23 protein-coding genes are annotated in these 15677 nt (G+C 63.5%); 20 read left to right on the top strand and 3 right to left on the bottom strand.

Features of this window, described 5'->3' with window-relative positions; genetic code table 11:
- The first annotated feature begins 172 nt into the window (after positions 1-172).
- The 9 genes from rpsH (at position 173) to map (ending at position 5704) form a co-directional block, all read left to right on the top strand.
- A complete protein-coding gene (gene rpsH, locus ACZI8R_RS07200; protein ID WP_463378905.1) occupies positions 173-571 on the top strand; it encodes a 30S ribosomal protein S8 in 399 nt (132 codons plus the stop codon).
- Between the two features lie 14 nt (positions 572-585).
- Positions 586-1125, top strand: a complete 540-nt coding sequence (gene rplF / locus ACZI8R_RS07195; RefSeq protein WP_463378904.1) for a 50S ribosomal protein L6 — start codon at positions 586-588, stop codon at positions 1123-1125.
- Position 1126: 1 nt separating this feature from the next.
- The gene (gene rplR, locus ACZI8R_RS07190; RefSeq protein WP_463378903.1) at positions 1127-1534 is read left to right on the top strand and encodes a 50S ribosomal protein L18; all 408 of its coding nucleotides are present in this window, start codon (positions 1127-1129) and stop codon (positions 1532-1534) included.
- Positions 1535-1565: 31 nt separating this feature from the next.
- Positions 1566-2222 (top strand): 30S ribosomal protein S5, encoded by a 657-nt coding sequence (gene rpsE, locus ACZI8R_RS07185; RefSeq protein WP_463378902.1) that lies wholly within the window; start codon positions 1566-1568, stop codon positions 2220-2222.
- Positions 2222-2401 carry a 50S ribosomal protein L30 gene (gene rpmD, locus ACZI8R_RS07180; protein ID WP_463378901.1) on the top strand — a complete coding sequence of 60 codons (180 nt, stop codon included), beginning with the start codon at positions 2222-2224 and terminating at the stop codon, positions 2399-2401. The genes rpsE and rpmD overlap by 1 nt, the downstream gene beginning before the upstream one ends.
- Before the next feature lie 2 nt (positions 2402-2403).
- Positions 2404-2847, top strand: a complete 444-nt coding sequence (rplO, locus tag ACZI8R_RS07175) for a 50S ribosomal protein L15 (RefSeq protein WP_463378900.1) — start codon at positions 2404-2406, stop codon at positions 2845-2847.
- 204 nt (positions 2848-3051) lie between these two features.
- On the top strand, positions 3052-4365 hold the full coding sequence (secY, locus tag ACZI8R_RS07170) for a preprotein translocase subunit SecY (protein WP_463379277.1): 1314 nt from the start codon (positions 3052-3054) through the stop codon (positions 4363-4365).
- The gene (locus ACZI8R_RS07165) at positions 4362-4907 is read left to right on the top strand and encodes an adenylate kinase (RefSeq protein ID WP_463378899.1); all 546 of its coding nucleotides are present in this window, start codon (positions 4362-4364) and stop codon (positions 4905-4907) included. The genes secY and ACZI8R_RS07165 overlap by 4 nt, the downstream gene beginning before the upstream one ends.
- A complete protein-coding gene (gene map, locus ACZI8R_RS07160; RefSeq protein WP_463378898.1) occupies positions 4907-5704 on the top strand; it encodes a type I methionyl aminopeptidase in 798 nt (265 codons plus the stop codon). Before ACZI8R_RS07165 ends, map begins: the two co-directional genes overlap by 1 nt.
- Positions 5705-5710: 6 nt before the next feature.
- On the opposite strand, the gene dtd is transcribed toward map, so the two are convergent.
- Complete coding sequence (gene dtd / locus ACZI8R_RS07155; protein ID WP_463378897.1) at positions 5711-6148, bottom strand: D-aminoacyl-tRNA deacylase; 438 nt, start codon at positions 6146-6148, stop codon at positions 5711-5713.
- Positions 6149-6326: 178 nt separating this feature from the next.
- On the opposite strand from dtd, the gene infA reads away from it, so the two are divergent.
- From infA to ACZI8R_RS07110, 9 genes are all read left to right on the top strand, one after another.
- A complete protein-coding gene (infA, locus tag ACZI8R_RS07150) occupies positions 6327-6548 on the top strand; it encodes a translation initiation factor IF-1 (protein ID WP_003418601.1) in 222 nt (73 codons plus the stop codon).
- A gap of 90 nt (positions 6549-6638) precedes the next feature.
- Positions 6639-6752 carry a 50S ribosomal protein L36 gene (rpmJ, locus tag ACZI8R_RS07145; protein WP_025347279.1) on the top strand — a complete coding sequence of 38 codons (114 nt, stop codon included), beginning with the start codon at positions 6639-6641 and terminating at the stop codon, positions 6750-6752.
- A gap of 233 nt (positions 6753-6985) precedes the next feature.
- A complete protein-coding gene (gene rpsM / locus ACZI8R_RS07140) occupies positions 6986-7360 on the top strand; it encodes a 30S ribosomal protein S13 (RefSeq protein WP_463378896.1) in 375 nt (124 codons plus the stop codon).
- The gene (rpsK, locus tag ACZI8R_RS07135) at positions 7360-7773 is read left to right on the top strand and encodes a 30S ribosomal protein S11 (RefSeq protein WP_463378895.1); all 414 of its coding nucleotides are present in this window, start codon (positions 7360-7362) and stop codon (positions 7771-7773) included. Before rpsM ends, rpsK begins: the two co-directional genes overlap by 1 nt.
- A gap of 22 nt (positions 7774-7795) precedes the next feature.
- The gene (rpsD, locus tag ACZI8R_RS07130; RefSeq protein ID WP_463378894.1) at positions 7796-8401 is read left to right on the top strand and encodes a 30S ribosomal protein S4; all 606 of its coding nucleotides are present in this window, start codon (positions 7796-7798) and stop codon (positions 8399-8401) included.
- Between the two features lie 116 nt (positions 8402-8517).
- Positions 8518-9579 carry a DNA-directed RNA polymerase subunit alpha gene (locus ACZI8R_RS07125; protein ID WP_463378893.1) on the top strand — a complete coding sequence of 354 codons (1062 nt, stop codon included), beginning with the start codon at positions 8518-8520 and terminating at the stop codon, positions 9577-9579.
- A 32-nt stretch (positions 9580-9611) separates the two neighbouring features.
- Positions 9612-10181 (top strand): 50S ribosomal protein L17, encoded by a 570-nt coding sequence (rplQ, locus tag ACZI8R_RS07120; RefSeq protein ID WP_463378892.1) that lies wholly within the window; start codon positions 9612-9614, stop codon positions 10179-10181.
- A gap of 88 nt (positions 10182-10269) precedes the next feature.
- Positions 10270-11079 (top strand): tRNA pseudouridine(38-40) synthase TruA, encoded by an 810-nt coding sequence (gene truA, locus ACZI8R_RS07115; protein WP_463378891.1) that lies wholly within the window; start codon positions 10270-10272, stop codon positions 11077-11079.
- Positions 11080-11097: 18 nt separating this feature from the next.
- The gene (locus ACZI8R_RS07110; protein ID WP_463378890.1) at positions 11098-11640 is read left to right on the top strand and encodes an NADPH-dependent FMN reductase; all 543 of its coding nucleotides are present in this window, start codon (positions 11098-11100) and stop codon (positions 11638-11640) included.
- Here the strand turns inward: ACZI8R_RS07110 and ACZI8R_RS07105 are convergent.
- Entirely contained in the window at positions 11626-12765 is a 1140-nt protein-coding gene (locus ACZI8R_RS07105) for an acyl-CoA dehydrogenase family protein (protein WP_463378889.1), read from the bottom strand. The two genes, ACZI8R_RS07110 and ACZI8R_RS07105, sit on opposite strands and share 15 nt — an antisense overlap.
- A 59-nt stretch (positions 12766-12824) precedes the next feature.
- On the opposite strand from ACZI8R_RS07105, the gene ACZI8R_RS07100 reads away from it, so the two are divergent.
- Both ACZI8R_RS07100 and ACZI8R_RS07095 read left to right on the top strand, forming a co-directional pair.
- Positions 12825-13412, top strand: a complete 588-nt coding sequence (locus ACZI8R_RS07100) for a TetR/AcrR family transcriptional regulator (RefSeq protein WP_463378888.1) — start codon at positions 12825-12827, stop codon at positions 13410-13412.
- 28 nt (positions 13413-13440) lie between these two features.
- Entirely contained in the window at positions 13441-13998 is a 558-nt protein-coding gene (locus ACZI8R_RS07095; protein ID WP_463378887.1) for an NADPH-dependent FMN reductase, read from the top strand.
- A 10-nt stretch (positions 13999-14008) separates the two neighbouring features.
- Here the strand turns inward: ACZI8R_RS07095 and eccE are convergent, their stop codons facing one another.
- On the bottom strand, positions 14009-15649 hold the full coding sequence (gene eccE / locus ACZI8R_RS07090) for a type VII secretion protein EccE (RefSeq protein ID WP_463378886.1): 1641 nt from the start codon (positions 15647-15649) through the stop codon (positions 14009-14011).
- Between the last annotated feature and the right edge of the window lie 28 nt (positions 15650-15677).

Below are 15677 nucleotides of genomic sequence, written 5' to 3'. Positions count from 1 at the left end.
CACTAGTTCAGTTGCCTGGCACATCTGTGTCTGCAGGTGACCACTTCATCCCGGCCGACAACGGTCGTCCGGGCCAGCCGAATTGCTGAAGGCCCACCATTGGCGGGTTCCCCTCGGGGAGCGTGCTCGTGCTGCATGGGAACCGCAGCGAGAAAGGTGTCGAGGTCTAACCATGACCATGACCGACCCCATCGCGGACTTCTTGACCCGTCTGCGCAACGCCAACACGGCGTACCACGACGAGGTGAAGCTGCCGCACTCGAAGATCAAGGCGAACATCGCCGAGATCCTCAAGCGCGAGGGCTACATCTCCGATTACCGCACCGAGGACGCCGAGGTGGGCAAGACCCTCATCGTCGATCTCAAGTACGGCCCGAGCCGTGAGCGCAGCCTTGCCGGCGTGCGTCGTGTCTCGAAGCCCGGTCTGCGTGTGTACGCGAAGTCCACCAACCTGCCCAAGGTTCTGGGCGGCCTAGGCGTGGCGATCATCTCCACGTCCACCGGCCTGCTCACCGATCGCCAGGCGGCCAATCAAGGAGTGGGCGGGGAAGTCCTCGCCTACGTCTGGTAAGGGAGGCCACCACAATGTCGCGTATTGGAAAGCACCCCATCACGGTTCCGGCCGGTGTCGATGTGAACATCGACGGCCAGAGCGTCGACGTCAAGGGCCCCAAGGGCGCCCTCGGACTGACCATTTCGGATCCCATCACCATCTCGAAGGCCGAGGACGGCACGCTCGTCGTCGCTCGCCCCGACGAGGAGCGTCGCAGCCGTGCACTCCACGGCCTGTCGCGCACGCTGGTGCAGAACCTCATCGTCGGTGTGACCGACGGGTACACCACCAAGCTGGAGATCCACGGTGTCGGCTACCGCGTCGCGCTGAAGGGCACGAACCTCGAGTTCTCGCTCGGCTTCAGCCACCCGGTCGTGATCGAGGCTCCCGAAGGAATCACCTTCGCAGTCGAGACGCCCACGAAGTTCTCGGTCGCGGGCATCGACAAGCAGAAGGTCGGACAGATCGCTGCGAACATCCGTCGTCTCCGTCGTCCCGACCCGTACAAGGGTAAGGGCGTGCGGTACGAGGGTGAGCAGATCCGCCGCAAGGTCGGAAAGACGGGTAAGTGATATGAGCCAGACTGCAAACCAGAAGGCCAAGCGCGTTCCGCTGGGCAAGGATGCGTCCACCAAGCGTCGTCTGTCGAAGACGCGTCGTCACTTCCGTCTTCGCAAGAAGATCTCCGGAACGCCGCAGCGTCCTCGCCTGGTCGTCAACCGTTCGTCGCGCCACATCCACGTCCAGCTCGTGGACGATCTCGCAGGCCACACACTGGCCGCGGCATCGACCACCGAAGCCGGTCTGCGTGGCGGCGAAGGCGACAAGAAGGCCTCGAGCGCAAAGGTCGGTCAGCTGATCGCCGAGCGTGCGAAGGCAGCCGGAATCGAAGCCGTGGTGTTCGACCACGGCGGACACGGCTACCACGGCCGTATCGCCGCTCTTGCGGACGCAGCTCGCGAAGGCGGGTTGAAGTTCTGATGACCAACATTGCAAACGGAAGGACAGCCTGATGCCGGGACGTCAAAGGCGTGACGGCGGCAGCGGACCCGCCGGACAGAATGGCCCCAACAGCGGCGACAACCGCGGGGACAACCGCGGAGGCCGTGACCGCCGCGACAACAATCGGGGCGGCAACGCACCCGAGAAGTCGAACCACATCGAGCGCGTTGTCACCATCAACCGCGTGTCGAAGGTCGTCAAGGGTGGTCGTCGCTTCAGCTTCACCGCTCTGGTGATCGTGGGCGACGGCAACGGACTCGTCGGCGTCGGCTACGGAAAGGCCAAGGAAGTTCCCGCGGCCATCCAGAAGGGCGTCGAGGAAGCTCGCAAGAACTTCTTCCGCGTCCCGATGATCGCCACCACCATCACGCACCCCATCCAGGGTGAGGCCGCAGCGGGCGTCGTCATGCTGCGTCCGGCCAGCCCCGGTACCGGTGTCATTGCCGGTGGCGCGGTGCGTGCCGTGCTGGAATGTGCCGGTATCCACGACATTCTGTCGAAGTCGCTCGGTAGCGACAACGCCATCAATGTTGTGCATGCGACCGTCGCTGCTCTCAAGGGTCTGCAGCGTCCCGAGGAAGTTGCCGCACGTCGCGGTCTCTCCCTCGAGGAAGTTGCCCCGGCCGGCATGCTGCGTGCGCGCGCACAGGCAGGGAGCGTGAAGTAATGGCCGATCTCAAGGTCACTCAGATCAAGAGCACCATCGGTACCAAGCAGAACCAGCGGAATTCCCTGCGTACCCTCGGCTTGAAGGGCATCCGACAGTCGGTTGTCCGCGAGGACAACGCGCAGAACCGCGGGCTGGTCAACGTGGTGCGCCACCTCGTCACAGTTGAGGAGGTCTAACCATGACCATCAAACTGCATCACCTGCGCCCCGCGCCGGGATCCAAGTCCGACAAGATCCGCGTCGGTCGTGGTGAAGGCGGCAAGCGCGGCAAGACCGCCGGTCGCGGTACCAAGGGCACCAAGGCACGTAAGAACGTGCCTGCCGCCTTCGAGGGTGGACAGATGCCGCTTCACATGCGTCTGCCCAAGCTCAAGGGCTTCAACAACCATTTCCGCACCGAGTACCAGGTCGTCAACGTCGGCGACATCGCCCGTCTGTTCCCCGAGGGTGGACAGGTCACGGTCGAGGATCTCGTTGCCAAGGGAGCCGTCCGCAAGAACCAGCTCGTGAAGGTTCTCGGCGACGGCGACCTGAGCGTTGCCGTTCAGGTCACGGTGAACAAGTTCACCGGTTCCGCCAAGGAGAAGATCGCCGCTGCCGGTGGTACCACCACCGAGCTGTGAGCAATCACGCTTGATCGGCGTCTGGCCGCAGCACAGTCTTTGCGCTGTGCTGCGGCCATTCGTCGCTCTGCCGTGTGGGGGCCGGAGAGGTCTCCCATCCGGTCGATTCAATTGCCACTGTTAGAGTTCTAGAGTTCACTCGTGTCGGGTCGTGCTCGGTTCGACACGTCACTGCCCGACTTTCACCGCCAGCCAGGAGGATCTTTGCTTTCCGCCTTCGTCTCGGCCCTCAGGACCCCGGACCTGAGGCGGAAGATCCTCATTGCCATCGGCCTCGTGGCGTTGTATCGGGTCGGCGCCGTTGTGCCGTCGCCCGGCGTCGACTACGCGAACGTTCGCGGATGTATCGATCAGCTGTCCGGAAGCGACTCGGCCGGCATCTACTCGCTCATCAACTTGTTCTCGGGTGGTGCGCTGCTTCAGCTCTCGGTGTTCGCGATCGGCATCATGCCGTACATCACCGCGAGCATCATCGTGCAGCTGCTCACCGTCGTCATTCCGAAGTTCGAGGAACTGCGCAAGGAAGGCCAGTCCGGCCAGGCGAAGATGACGCAGTACACGCGCTATCTGGCTGTCGCGTTGGCTGTCCTGCAGTCCACGGGCATCGTCGCGCTTGCCGCCCGCGGACAGCTTCTGCAGGGATGTGAGCAGGAGATCCTCGCAGACAAGAGCGTGTTCGGCCTCGTGATCATCGTTCTGGTGATGACCGCCGGTGCGGCTCTGGTCATGTGGTTCGGCGAGCTCATCACCGAGCGCGGTGTCGGTAACGGTATGTCGCTCCTGATCTTCTCCGGTATCGCTTCGCGTCTGCCCTCGGAGGGCAAGTCGATCCTCGACAGCCGCGGTGGCCTGGTGTTCGGCCTCGTGTGTGTCGCCGCTCTGGCGATCATCGCCGGCGTCGTGTTCGTCGAGCAGGGCCAGCGCCGCATCCCCGTCCAGTACGCCAAGCGCATGGTGGGCCGGAAGATGTACGGCGGCTCCTCGACCTACCTGCCGCTGAAGGTCAACCAGGCCGGCATCATCCCGGTCATCTTCGCGTCCTCGCTGCTGTATCTGCCGAACTTGATCGCTCAGCTCACCGGCGCAACGTCGGCCGCAGACCCCAGCTGGTGGCAGAAGTTCATCAACGAGTACCTGGTCAACCCGAACAACCCGGTCTACATCGCGATCTACTTCTCGCTGATCGTGTTCTTCGTCTTCTTCTACGTCGCGATCACGTTCAATCCGGAAGAGCGCGCGGACGAGATGAAGAAGTTCGGTGGCTTCATTCCAGGTATCCGCCCGGGCCGGCCCACCGCCGACTACCTCAGCTACGTCCTCAACCGCATCACGGTGCCCGGCTCGATCTACCTGGGTCTGATTGCAGTTGTGCCTCACTTCTTCCTGTCGGGAAGTCAAACAACCAGCAGCATCTTCGGTGGTGCGGCAGTGCTGATTCTCGTCAGCGTCGCCCTCGACACGGTCAAGCAGATCGAGAGTCAATTGATGCAGCGCAACTACGAAGGGTTCCTCAAGTGAGACTTGTTCTGCTTGGTCCTCCCGGTGCCGGCAAAGGCACTCAGGCTGCGATCCTGTCCGAGAAGCTCGGCGTCCCGCACATCTCCACGGGCGACCTCTTCCGCGCGAACATCGGGCAGAAGACCGCACTGGGAATCGAAGCGAAGTCCTACATCGATGCGGGCAATCTCGTGCCCAGCGAGATCACCAACAACATGGTGAAGGCGCGCGTCGCGGAGCCCGATGCGAAGAACGGTTTCCTTCTCGACGGTTTCCCGCGGACGGTCGACCAGGCACGTGCGCTCGAGGCCATCCTGGCGGACCTGAACACCGAGCTGGATGCGGTTCTGTCCTTCGCGGTGGACGAGGACGTCGTTGTCGAGCGCATGCTCGCCCGTGGTCGCGAGGACGACAAGGAAGACGTCATCCGTAATCGCCTGCAGGTGTACCGCGACGAGACTGCACCTCTGCTGAATCACTACAAGGATTCGATCGTCTCCGTCGATGCAATCGGCGAGGTGGACGAGGTCAATGCTCGCGCATTGGCAGCACTGGGCAAATAATGGCATTCGGGCGTAAGCGCAAGGTCGTACCGTTCCGTACGCCGGGGGAGCTCGAGGCGATGGCGGCTGCGGGCGCGATCGTGGGATCTGCCCTCGTCGCTGTGCGGCAGGCGGCGAAGCCGGGCGTGAGCACGCTCGAACTCGATCAGGTCGCCGAGGCGACCATCCGTGACGCCGGCGCGGTGCCGTCGTTCAAGGGGTATCACGGCTTCACCGGTTCGATCTGCTCGTCGGTCAACGATCGCGTGGTGCACGGCATCCCCTCCGCCGATGATCTGCTTGCGGACGGGGATCTGATCTCCATCGACTGCGGGGCGATTCTGGACGGCTGGCACGGTGACTCGGCGTGGACGTTCGGCGTGGGCGATCTGATCGATGCAGATCGGCAGCTGAGCGACGCGACGAAATCGTCGATGGAAGCCGGGATCGCCGCGATGCTGCCTGGCAACAGGCTGACCGATGTGTCGCACGCGATCGAGCTCGGGACCCGTGCGGCGGAGAAGGCGCACGGACGCAAGTACGGCATCGTCGACGGATACGGCGGGCACGGCATCGGACGCGAGATGCACATGGAGCCGTTCCTTGCGAACGAGGGCGCTCCGGGCAAAGGCCCCGAACTGGTCGTCGGTTCGGTACTTGCGATCGAGCCGATGCTCACGCTCGGCACAGAAGACACTTTGGTTCTCGAGGACGACTGGACCGTCGTCACCACCGACGGAACGCGTGCGGCCCACTGGGAGCACACCGTCGCCGTCACCGAGAACGGCCCACGGATTCTGACTCTGCGCCCCGAATAGGTCTTCTCAGACCTCGACGAGAAGCGAGATCGGGCCGTCGTTCACCGATTCCACGTGCATGTGCTCACCGAAAGCTCCGGTAGCGACGGTGGCTCCGAGATCACGCAGTAGCGCGGTCACCGAATCGACGAGCGGCTCCGCAACCGGACGGGGGGCCGCGGCCGTCCACGAGGGTCGGCGACCTTTCACAGTGTCGCCGTACAGGGTGAACTGGCTGATCAGCAGTATCGGTGCGTCCAGGTCTGCGGCAGACTTCTCGTTCTCGAGGATGCGCATGTTCCAGACCTTGCGGGCGAGGAGTGCGGCTTTTGCGTCGTCGTCCGAATGGGTGACGCCTACCAGTACCAGTAGCCCGTGCGATCCGGCCGGGGGATCGATGTGGCCGACGATGCTTTCACCGACTCGGACCGAAGCGGACGTGACTCGCTGGACGAGTGCGCGCACTCACTCTCCTTCGAACGCATTTGGCCTGGTAGTGAAATTCCCGTAACATGGATCAGCGGTGCGCTCTGCGTGCCGGTTTTTCGTATGTTCAGGCAGGCGAGACCGGTGACGGAACCAGTGTGCGTCACGGTAACCACCGATGCAAGAAGCACGTCAAACCACATGGAACGCGGAGGATATGGCTAAGAAAGACGGGGCCATCGAGGTCGAGGGACGAGTAGTCGAGCCGCTGCCCAATGCAATGTTCCGCATTGAGCTCGAAAACGGCCACAAGGTTCTCGCCCACATCAGCGGAAAGATGCGTCAGCACTACATTCGCATCCTCCCGGAAGACCGTGTCGTCGTGGAGCTTTCGCCCTACGACTTGTCGCGTGGACGCATCGTTTACCGGTACAAGTAAACAGACTTCCCGGATCTGACCAGTTTCGGGAGAACGACGTCCGTCGTGTGTTTCTGCGATGGGCAGCCACAAAACAGGAGATCAGAAGACGTGAAGGTTCAGCCGAGCGTCAAGAAGATCTGCGAGAAGTGCAAAGTGATCCGCCGTAACGGGCGAGTCATGGTGATCTGCGACAACCTGCGCCACAAGCAGCGTCAGGGCTGATCACAGCTTTTCGAAGATCTGCTTGGCAACAAGCAAAGAAGACCTTCCAGCACCAGCCAGCACCCACGGCCGCCGGGTTCACACCCACAGGCAGGTACTGGTCTACCCCCGGCACGGAGGCCGGGGCCCCACTGAGTTAGTTGAGATGTCGGTGGTCGAAAGACCGCCGGGGTTTGAAGAGGCACAGGGGACGGACTGGGAGCAGACCTCCGCACACCGATAGGAAATGCCACATGGCACGTCTCGCAGGTGTCGATCTTCCTCGCGAAAAGCGCATGGAGATCGCACTGACTTACATCTACGGCGTCGGCCGTACCCGCTCCAAGGAAATCCTGGACGCCACCGGCGTCTCGGCCGACCTGCGGAGCAAGGATCTCGGCGACGAGGACCTGCGCAAGCTGAGCGACTACATCAACGAGTCGCTCAAGGTCGAGGGTGACCTTCGCCGCGAGGTGCAGGCGGACATCCGTCGCAAGATCGAGATCGGCTGCTACCAGGGCCTGCGCCACCGTCGTGGTCTGCCCGTTCACGGGCAGCGCACCAAGACCAACGCGCGCACCCGTAAGGGCCCGAAGCGCACCATTGCCGGCAAGAAGAAGGCGAAGTAATGCCCCCCAAGTCACGTAGCACTGGTCCGAAGAAGACCCAGAAGGCGCGTCGCAGGGACAAGAAGAACGTCCCCCACGGCGCCGCACACATCAAGAGCACGTTCAACAACACGATCGTGTCGATCACGGATCCCTCGGGAAATGTCATTTCCTGGGCATCCTCGGGACACGTCGGTTTCAAGGGTTCGCGTAAGTCGACCCCGTTCGCTGCTCAGCTCGCTGCTGAGAACGCTGCCCGCAAGGCGCAGGAGCACGGCGTGAAGAAGGTCGACGTATTCGTCAAGGGACCCGGCTCCGGCCGCGAGACCGCGATCCGTTCACTTCAGGCTGCAGGCCTGGAGGTCGGCACCATCTCTGACGTCACACCACAGCCGCACAACGGCTGCCGTCCGCCCAAGCGGCGTCGGGTCTAGCGGGAAGGATAGGTAGAAGAAAATGGCACGTTATACCGGACCCATCACCCGCAAGTCGCGTCGTCTGCGCGTCGACCTCGTCGGAGGAGACCAGGCGTTCGAGCGTCGTCCCTACCCGCCGGGCCAGCACGGCCGAGCGCGGATCAAGGAGAGCGAGTACCTGCTCCAGCTGCAGGAGAAGCAGAAGGCTCGCTTCACCTACGGCGTCATGGAGAAGCAGTTCCGCCTGTACTACAAGGAGGCGAACAACCGCCCCGGCAAGACCGGTGAGAACCTGCTGCGCATCCTCGAGTCGCGTCTGGACAACGTCGTGTACCGCGCCGGACTGGCACGCACGCGTCGTCAGGCTCGTCAGTTGGTCACGCACGGTCACCTTCTCGTGAACAACAAGAAGGTCGACATCCCCAGCTACCGCATCTCTCAGTACGACATCATCGATGTCAAGGAGAAGTCGCTGGCGACGCTGCCTTTCCAGGTCGCGCGTGAGACCCAGGGCGATCGCCCGATCCCGGGTTGGCTGCAGGTCGTCGGTGGACGCCTTCGTGTGCTGGTTCACCAGCTGCCCGAGCGTGCGCAGATCGACATTCCTCTGCAGGAACAGCTCATCGTCGAGTACTACTCGAAGTAAGGCGCTCCGCGCCTGTGAGTGGTTGACGAGTCTGCGGACTGGTCAACCACTCACGGGCCGAAGGCCTTTCCCATCGTGGGCGTCAAATAGCGGACGCCCGTACAGGAGGAAATCGAATGCTCATTTCTCAGCGACCCACGCTGACCGAAGAGGTCATCGCTGACAACCGCTCGAAGTTCGTCATCGAGCCCCTCGAGCCAGGCTTCGGGTACACCCTCGGCAACTCGCTTCGGCGCACGCTGCTCTCGTCGATCCCCGGCGCTGCTGTCACCAGCATCCGTATCGACGGCGTCCTGCACGAGTTCACCACCGTCCCCGGTGTGAAGGAAGACGTCACCGACATCATCCTGAACCTCAAGGGTCTCGTCGTGAGCTCCGAAGAGGACGAGCCGGTCACCATGTACGTCCGCAAGCAGGGCCCCGGCGCTGTCACCGCAGGCGACATCGTGCCCCCGGCCGGCGTCGAGGTGAACAACCCGGATCTGCATATCGCCACCCTGAACGACAAGGGAAAGCTGGAGATCGAGCTCGTTGTCGAGCGCGGTCGTGGCTACGTCCCCGCCGTCCAGAACAAGGCGTCCGGCGCAGAGATCGGCCGTATCCCGGTCGACTCGATCTACTCGCCGGTGCTCAAGGTCACCTACAAGGTGGAGGCCACCCGTGTCGAGCAGCGCACCGACTTCGATCGGCTCGTTCTCGATGTGGAAACCAAGAACTCCATCACCGCTCGGGACGCGCTCGCATCTGCGGGTAAGACCCTGGTTGAGCTCTTCGGCCTGGCCCGTGAGCTGAACGTCGAAGCAGAAGGAATCGAGATCGGACCCTCGCCCGCCGAGGCCGATCACATCGCTTCCTTCGGACTCCCCATCGAGGATCTGGACCTCACGGTTCGCTCCTACAACTGCCTCAAGCGCGAAGGTGTTCACACCGTCGGTGAGCTTGTCGGCCGTACCGAGTCCGATCTGCTCGACATCCGCAACTTCGGACAGAAGTCCATCGACGAGGTGAAGGTCAAGCTGCACTCGCTCGGCCTCTCACTCAAGGACAGCCCAGCGTCCTTCGATCCCACCACCGTTGCCGGTTACGACCCCGCAACCGGTACGTGGAGTGACACGGACGCCGGTTCTTTCGGCGAAGCCGAGGGCACCGAGGACTACGCCGAGACCGAACAGCTGTAGCAGCTCACAGTCCTTACTAGGAGATACTGATCATGCCCAAGCCCAAGAAGGGTGCCCGCTTCGGCGGGTCGGCTTCGCACCAGAAGGCGATCTACGCCAACCTGGCCACCGCGCTCTTCGAGCACGGCCGCATCACCACCACGGAGGCCAAGGCGAAGGCACTGCGCCCCTACGCCGAGAAGCTCGTCACGCACGCGAAGGCCGGCACGCTGGCTCACCGTCGTGAGGTGCTGAAGGTCATCCGCAACAAGGATGTCGTGCACACCCTGTTCGCGGAGATCGGACCGTTCTACGCGGATCGCAACGGCGGATACACCCGCATCGTCAAGACCGTGCCCCGCAAGGGTGACAACGCGCCGATGGCCATCATCGAGCTCGTCAAGGAGAAGACCGTCACCGACGAGGCCGATCGCGCACGCCGCGTGAAGGCTTCGAAGGACGCACCGGCTGCTCCCGCTGCGGACGAGAACGTCGTCGAGGCCGTAGAGGCCGACGCGACCGATGCCGAGGTCGAGAACGCAGACGCCGTCGTCGAGGGAATCGAAGACGAGAACGCTTCTGCCGCAGACGCGACCGAGGCCGACGAGGCCAAGAAGGACTAAGTCCACCTTGGTTTCGGCACACGCTGAATCGAACGAGCCCGTCGTCCCCGCTGGGGACGGCGGGCCCGTTTCGTATGAGACCCGTAGGTTGAGGCTCGACGTCGCCTACGACGGCACCGACTTCTCGGGATGGGCGCGTCAGAACAATCTCCGCACGGTGTGTGGAGAGATCGAAGAGAAGCTGGGTGCGGTTCTCCGAACCCCGTTGCAGCTCACGGTTGCCGGTCGCACCGATTCCGGTGTGCACGCACAAGGGCAGGTCGCGCATGTCGACGTGCCGGTGGATGCGGTTCCCGAAGACCCGTCGTTCCTCGTTCGGCGACTGGCCCGGTTCCTGCCCAAGGATGTTCGGGTCAAACAGGTGTCTTTCGCTCCCGAGCACTTCGACGCGCGGTTCTCGGCTCTACGTCGGCACTACGAGTATCAGCTGACGACCGCCCGCTACGGCGCGGATCCTTTGCGGGCCCGCGACTTGGTGTCGTTTCCGAAGACCCTGGACGTGGACGTCATGCGGGAAGCGTCGTCTCGTCTGCTGGGGCTGCACGACTTCGCTGCCTTCTGTAAGCGACGAGAAGGCGCCACCACCGTTCGAGACTTGCAGCGTTTCGACTGGGAGCGCGACGGCGACATCTTCACCGCATTCGTCAGCGCGGACGCATTCTGCTGGTCGATGGTCCGCAGCCTGGTAGGGGCAATTCTTGCGGTAGGAGAGGGGAGACGAGACGTGAGCTGGATCGACCAGCTTCTGCAGGAGTCTGCGCGTTCGAGTTCCATCCTCGTCGCCCCTGCTCACGGTCTGTCGCTGATGCGGGTGGACTACCCTTCGGACGGCGACCTCGCGGCACGCAACGTGACGACACGCGACACCCGCACCCTCGGCGGCGGTTGCTGCGGCTGACAGGAAGGCAGTGGTCCGATGCGGCTGCTTCTCATCTCGGGTAGCACGAGGGCGGGTTCGACGAACACTGCGGTGCTCCGAGCCGTGCAGCAGGCGGTCGGCGAAGATGCCGACCTGTACACCGGATTGGCGTCCTTGCCGGCGTTCGACCCGGATGCCGACCGTGATCCGTTGCCGGAGAGCGTGAAGCAACTCCGTGCGTCCGTGAACGCGGCCGACGCGATTCTGTTCTGTACACCCGAGTACGCCGGCGCCTTGCCTGGCAGCTTCAAGAACCTGCTGGACTGGCTGGTCGGCGACGTGGTGCTCACCGGCAAGCCGGTCGCATGGATCAACGTCGCATCGGTAGCTGCACCGACCGGTGGCTCCGGTGCGCACGGGGAGCTCCGTACCGTTCTCGGCTATGTACAGGCGCAGATCGTGGAGCCGGCGTGCCTGCGAGTTCCGATGGCGCGCACCGATGTGGTGGACGGTGTCGTTCTGTCGGAGAGGCTACTCGAGGAGTTCGGGGCGGCGCTGCGTGAGCTGTCGAGGGCCGCTAGGGACTCAGCCGGCGAGTGACCGTGCGATCACCAGTCGCTGAATCTGGTTGGTGCCCTCGAAGATCTGGGTGATCTTGGCTTCGCGCATGTAGCGCTCGACCGGGAAGTCTCGCGTGTAGCCGTAACCGCCGAGAACCTGAACCGCGTCCGTCGTCACCTTCATGGCAGCGTCGGTGGCGATCAGCTTCGCGACACTGGCCTCGCGCGAGTAGGGCAGGTTCGCGTCCCTGCGACGTGCAGCATGCAGGTAGGTCGCCCGCGCGGAATCGACTGCGGCCGCCATGTCGGCGAGGACGAAGCCGAGGCCCTGGTGGTCGATGATGCGCTTACCGAACGTCGAACGCTCCTTGGCGTACGCGACTGCGTCGTCCAGGGCGCGCTGTGCCAGACCGACTGCCACTGCCGCGATGCCGAGGCGACCCGAGTCCAAGGCGCTGAACGCGATGGACAGGCCGTCGCCCTCGTTCCCGAGAAGCCTGTCCGCCGAGACGAGTGCGTCGTCGTAAAAGGCCGATGCGGTGGGTACCGCGTGCAGGCCCATCTTCTCCTCGGGCTTGCCGAAGGTGAGCCCGTTGGTGTCTTTGTCGACGAGGAAGCACGAAATGCCCCGTGAACCTTCGCCGGTTCGCGCGAAGAGTGTGTAGAAGTCGGCGTTTCCGCCGTTGGTGATCCATGCCTTGGTTCCGTCGATGCGGTAGCCGTCCTCGCCGCGGGTTGCCCGGCACGTGAGCGCGGCCGCGTCGGAGCCGGCCTGCGGCTCGGACAGGCTGTAGGCGCCGATCGTGTCGCCGCCGAGCATATTGGGCAACCAACGCTGCTTCTGCTCGTCCGTACCGCGAGTGGTCAGCGGGAAGCACGACAGGCTGTGCACGCTGACGGCGACTGCTACGGCCGCCCATCGCGCGGCGAGTTCTTCGATGACCTGGAGGTACACCTCGTACGGCTGATCTCCGCCACCGAACTCCTCCGGGTAGGGCAGGCTCAGGAGTCCGGCGGCGCCGAGCTTCGCGAACACTCCGTCCGGCAATGTCTCGGTGCGCTCCGACTCGACGACCGCAGGCTCGAGTACCTTGTCCGCCACATCCCGAGTCAGCTCGATGAGGTCGTGTGCTTCACGGGTGGGAAGGAGGCGATCGACAGCCATGTGTGCTCCGATGTCGTTACTGACAGTACTGAATCTGATACTGCAGTATCGTTCACGGTATGGCAAGAATCGACCCGGCTGGTGGTGGCCTCAGTGCGCGGCAGCGAGTGCTGCTCGACAAGCTGGTCTCGCTGTTTCTCGCCGACGGTTTCGCGCATCTGACACTGGACGACATGGCCGCGGCAGTTCGATGCTCCAAAACGACTCTGTACGCCCTGGCCGAGACCAAGGACGAATTGGTGCGAGTCGTGGCGATCACCTTCTTCAAGCGGGCTGCCGAGGTGGTCGAGGAGACCCAGGTGGGGATACAAGATCCGTCGGAGAAGATCACCGGGTACTTGTCGGCCGTCGGCGATCGATTGGCCACCGCGTCTGCCCGCTTCATGAACGATCTGGAGACCACCCCCGCCGGCCGGGACATCTACGCGCAGAACACCCAGATCGCAGCGAAACGCGTGCGTGAACTGATCGACGAGGGCGTCCGGGTCGGAAAATTTCGGTCGGTACACGCCGACTTCGTCGCCGACGTCACCGCGACCACGATGACCAGAATTCAGCAGCGAGACGTGGCGAGATCGACTGGATTGGACGATGCACAGGCCTACCGTGAGCTGGCGGCGCTGATCACGGCAGGATTGGAATGCTGAGCATCGACTCGGCGGAAGGAGCGCGATCATGTCCGACGGGCGGTTACGGATCGAAGTTGTCATCGGGTCGGTACGTGAGGGTCGAATCGGCCCCGAGGTCGCCCGATGGATCGTGGACAGGATTGCACAGCGAAGCGAACTCGAACACGGTCTGATCGACCTCGCCGAGGCAGGACTGCCCGCGGACCTCGCGGCGACGGCCGCAACCGAGACGTTTCGTTCGACGATCGCTTCGGCCGACGCGTTCGTCGTCGTCACACCCGAGTACAACCACGGATATCCGGCTGCGGTGAAGACAGCATTCGATTCGCTGAAGTACGAATGGCGAGGCAAGCCCGTCGGATTCGTCTCCTACGGCGGGCCGACCGGGGGAGTGCGTGCTGTCGAACAACTACGCCAGGTGGTCGCGGAACTGCACATGGTGTCGGTGCGGCAATCCGTCGGGTTCCAGCACGTCCGGAAGCAACTGGCCGCCGACGCCGTGGATGCGATGATCGAAGATGCGACAGCGCGCATGCTGAGTCAACTGGCCTGGTGGGCGAATGCGACGAGGTCACACGGAGTCGAGACGCCATACCCTGGCTGAGACGAAAGCCTCAGTACGAGGGCTGGTAGTGCTCCAGTGTGCGAGGTCTGCCGATGTAGGCCGTCTCCGACGAGATCGTCACCAGCATCAGTTCGATGCTGGTTCCCGCTGTGGACAACGTGACGCGGTCGCCGATCGCGTTCGGCTGGTAGATCGAGAGATCCGGCTGGGCCGAGGGCCACTGGCTCGGATCGCCGAACAGGTACACCGCCGTGACACCCGCGCGGGACGGCAGCGCGTTGACGCCGTCGAACACCACGGTGTTGAAACGACTCTCGGTCTGCGGCTGTTGTCCGGCCAGGCGAAGTCGGTCGTGGGTGGCGATGGAATTGATGAAAGGTGCCCACGCATCGGGGCGGTCGGTGTGGATGAGAATCCGTGCGCCGGTCGCGATGGCACGGAACAACAACTGCTGCGCGAGATAGAGCTCGCCGGCCACGTACACGGTCGAGATTCCCAATCCTGCGATTCGGGTCGTGATGCCGTGACCCTCGTCGTCCGATCCGACGAGCTGGCCGCAACCGGAGGGCGGAAGAGTCAACAAATCCAACGCGTCCAGTGACATGTCCTGGAAGAGCGATCGTTCGTCGGCCCCGTTCACCGCGATCGGCAGGTTGGCGAGCAGGCCGTCCCGGTGACGGCCGGTCATGGACACCAGTCCCGGAATGCCGAGCGATTCGATGGGAGTGCGTGTCGTGATGCGGAATCCGGCGCCCACCTGGACGTGGTCCGGAATCGAACCGGGCCGTAGTCGAACCGTCACTGTGGTTCCGAGGCTGGACGGGACCCACAACTTCGCGAGTAGGTCACGGCTGAGAGCGCGGGGCTCGATCTCGTATCCGGTATTTGACACTCCCGGCAGGGTGACCTCGTGCCACGTCTCTTCGAACGCGGTGGGAACGACTCCCCGGCTGACCTGAAGGGCAGCGGAGTCGACCTCGGGTGCGGTCAGAATTCGTGCGCGGCAATTGTTGTCGGCAAGAGTTCGGACGATGCGGTTTGCCGCCATCGTGATGGACCGCGCTGCACCTTCACGGCCGCCACCTCTGCGATCGACGGCGTCCTTGCTTGCCAGAGCGTCGAACCTCAGCACCAACCACACGGTCCGGGTGGCGGTCGCGGGAAGGGGGCCGACCAAGCGGTCGTAGACATCCGTTGCGGGACTGCCGGAGGCCGCACGGTAGCCGTGGCTGACGATGTCGATGCCGCTCAGTGAAATGTCGTGCTGAGTGAGGGACGAAGCGATTGCCGCGGTCGGAAGCAGATGAGTCGACTTGAAGCTGCCGCGCGAAATCTGGGTCAAGTTGCCGGCCGGCGGAATGACCTCGACCACCGCGACCACGTCGGTGCCGTCCCACCGAAGTCCGATCGACTGATCGGTGGGCGCTTCGTAGTCGACGGCCCTCGTGATCTGGTACTCACGCTTCGTGGAGTAGCGCCACGCCGTACGGATCCAGTCGACAGTGGACCATCCACCCACGCGCACGAGAGCTACGGCCATGAGGACGAGTCCGATCGGCAGGCAGATCCAGAAGGACAACCCGCAAAGGCCGGCAACGAGAGCGAAGAACAATCCGAAGATCTGGGCGATCACCAGATCCGTGATGGTGAACCACACTGACGACGCGCGTTTTCTACGAGACCGGTCCACGGTTCCCTCCCCGACTACCCGAACCCAG

Source organism: Rhodococcus huquni (assembly GCF_055231055.1).
This window is presented reverse-complemented; position numbering and strand designations above follow the sequence as displayed.

Bases quoted from the DNA above. Each gene is read 5' to 3' on its own strand.
- rpsH (WP_463378905.1), top strand. From the start codon at position 173: ATGACCATGACCGACCCCATCGCGGACTTCTTGACCCGTCTGCGCAAC.
- rplF (WP_463378904.1), top strand. From the start codon at position 586: ATGTCGCGTATTGGAAAGCACCCCATCACGGTTCCGGCCGGTGTCGAT.
- rplR (WP_463378903.1), top strand. From the start codon at position 1,127: ATGAGCCAGACTGCAAACCAGAAGGCCAAGCGCGTTCCGCTGGGCAAG.
- rpsE (WP_463378902.1), top strand. From the start codon at position 1,566: ATGCCGGGACGTCAAAGGCGTGACGGCGGCAGCGGACCCGCCGGACAG.
- rpmD (WP_463378901.1), top strand. From the start codon at position 2,222: ATGGCCGATCTCAAGGTCACTCAGATCAAGAGCACCATCGGTACCAAG.
- rplO (WP_463378900.1), top strand. From the start codon at position 2,404: ATGACCATCAAACTGCATCACCTGCGCCCCGCGCCGGGATCCAAGTCC.
- map (WP_463378898.1), top strand. From the start codon at position 4,907: ATGGCATTCGGGCGTAAGCGCAAGGTCGTACCGTTCCGTACGCCGGGG.
- infA (WP_003418601.1), top strand. From the start codon at position 6,327: ATGGCTAAGAAAGACGGGGCCATCGAGGTCGAGGGACGAGTAGTCGAG.
- rpsM (WP_463378896.1), top strand. From the start codon at position 6,986: ATGGCACGTCTCGCAGGTGTCGATCTTCCTCGCGAAAAGCGCATGGAG.
- rpsK (WP_463378895.1), top strand. From the start codon at position 7,360: ATGCCCCCCAAGTCACGTAGCACTGGTCCGAAGAAGACCCAGAAGGCG.
- rpsD (WP_463378894.1), top strand. From the start codon at position 7,796: ATGGCACGTTATACCGGACCCATCACCCGCAAGTCGCGTCGTCTGCGC.
- ACZI8R_RS07125 (WP_463378893.1), top strand. From the start codon at position 8,518: ATGCTCATTTCTCAGCGACCCACGCTGACCGAAGAGGTCATCGCTGAC.
- rplQ (WP_463378892.1), top strand. From the start codon at position 9,612: ATGCCCAAGCCCAAGAAGGGTGCCCGCTTCGGCGGGTCGGCTTCGCAC.
- ACZI8R_RS07110 (WP_463378890.1), top strand. From the start codon at position 11,098: ATGCGGCTGCTTCTCATCTCGGGTAGCACGAGGGCGGGTTCGACGAAC.
- ACZI8R_RS07105 (WP_463378889.1), bottom strand. From the start codon at position 12,765: ATGGCTGTCGATCGCCTCCTTCCCACCCGTGAAGCACACGACCTCATC.
- ACZI8R_RS07100 (WP_463378888.1), top strand. From the start codon at position 12,825: ATGGCAAGAATCGACCCGGCTGGTGGTGGCCTCAGTGCGCGGCAGCGA.
- ACZI8R_RS07095 (WP_463378887.1), top strand. From the start codon at position 13,441: ATGTCCGACGGGCGGTTACGGATCGAAGTTGTCATCGGGTCGGTACGT.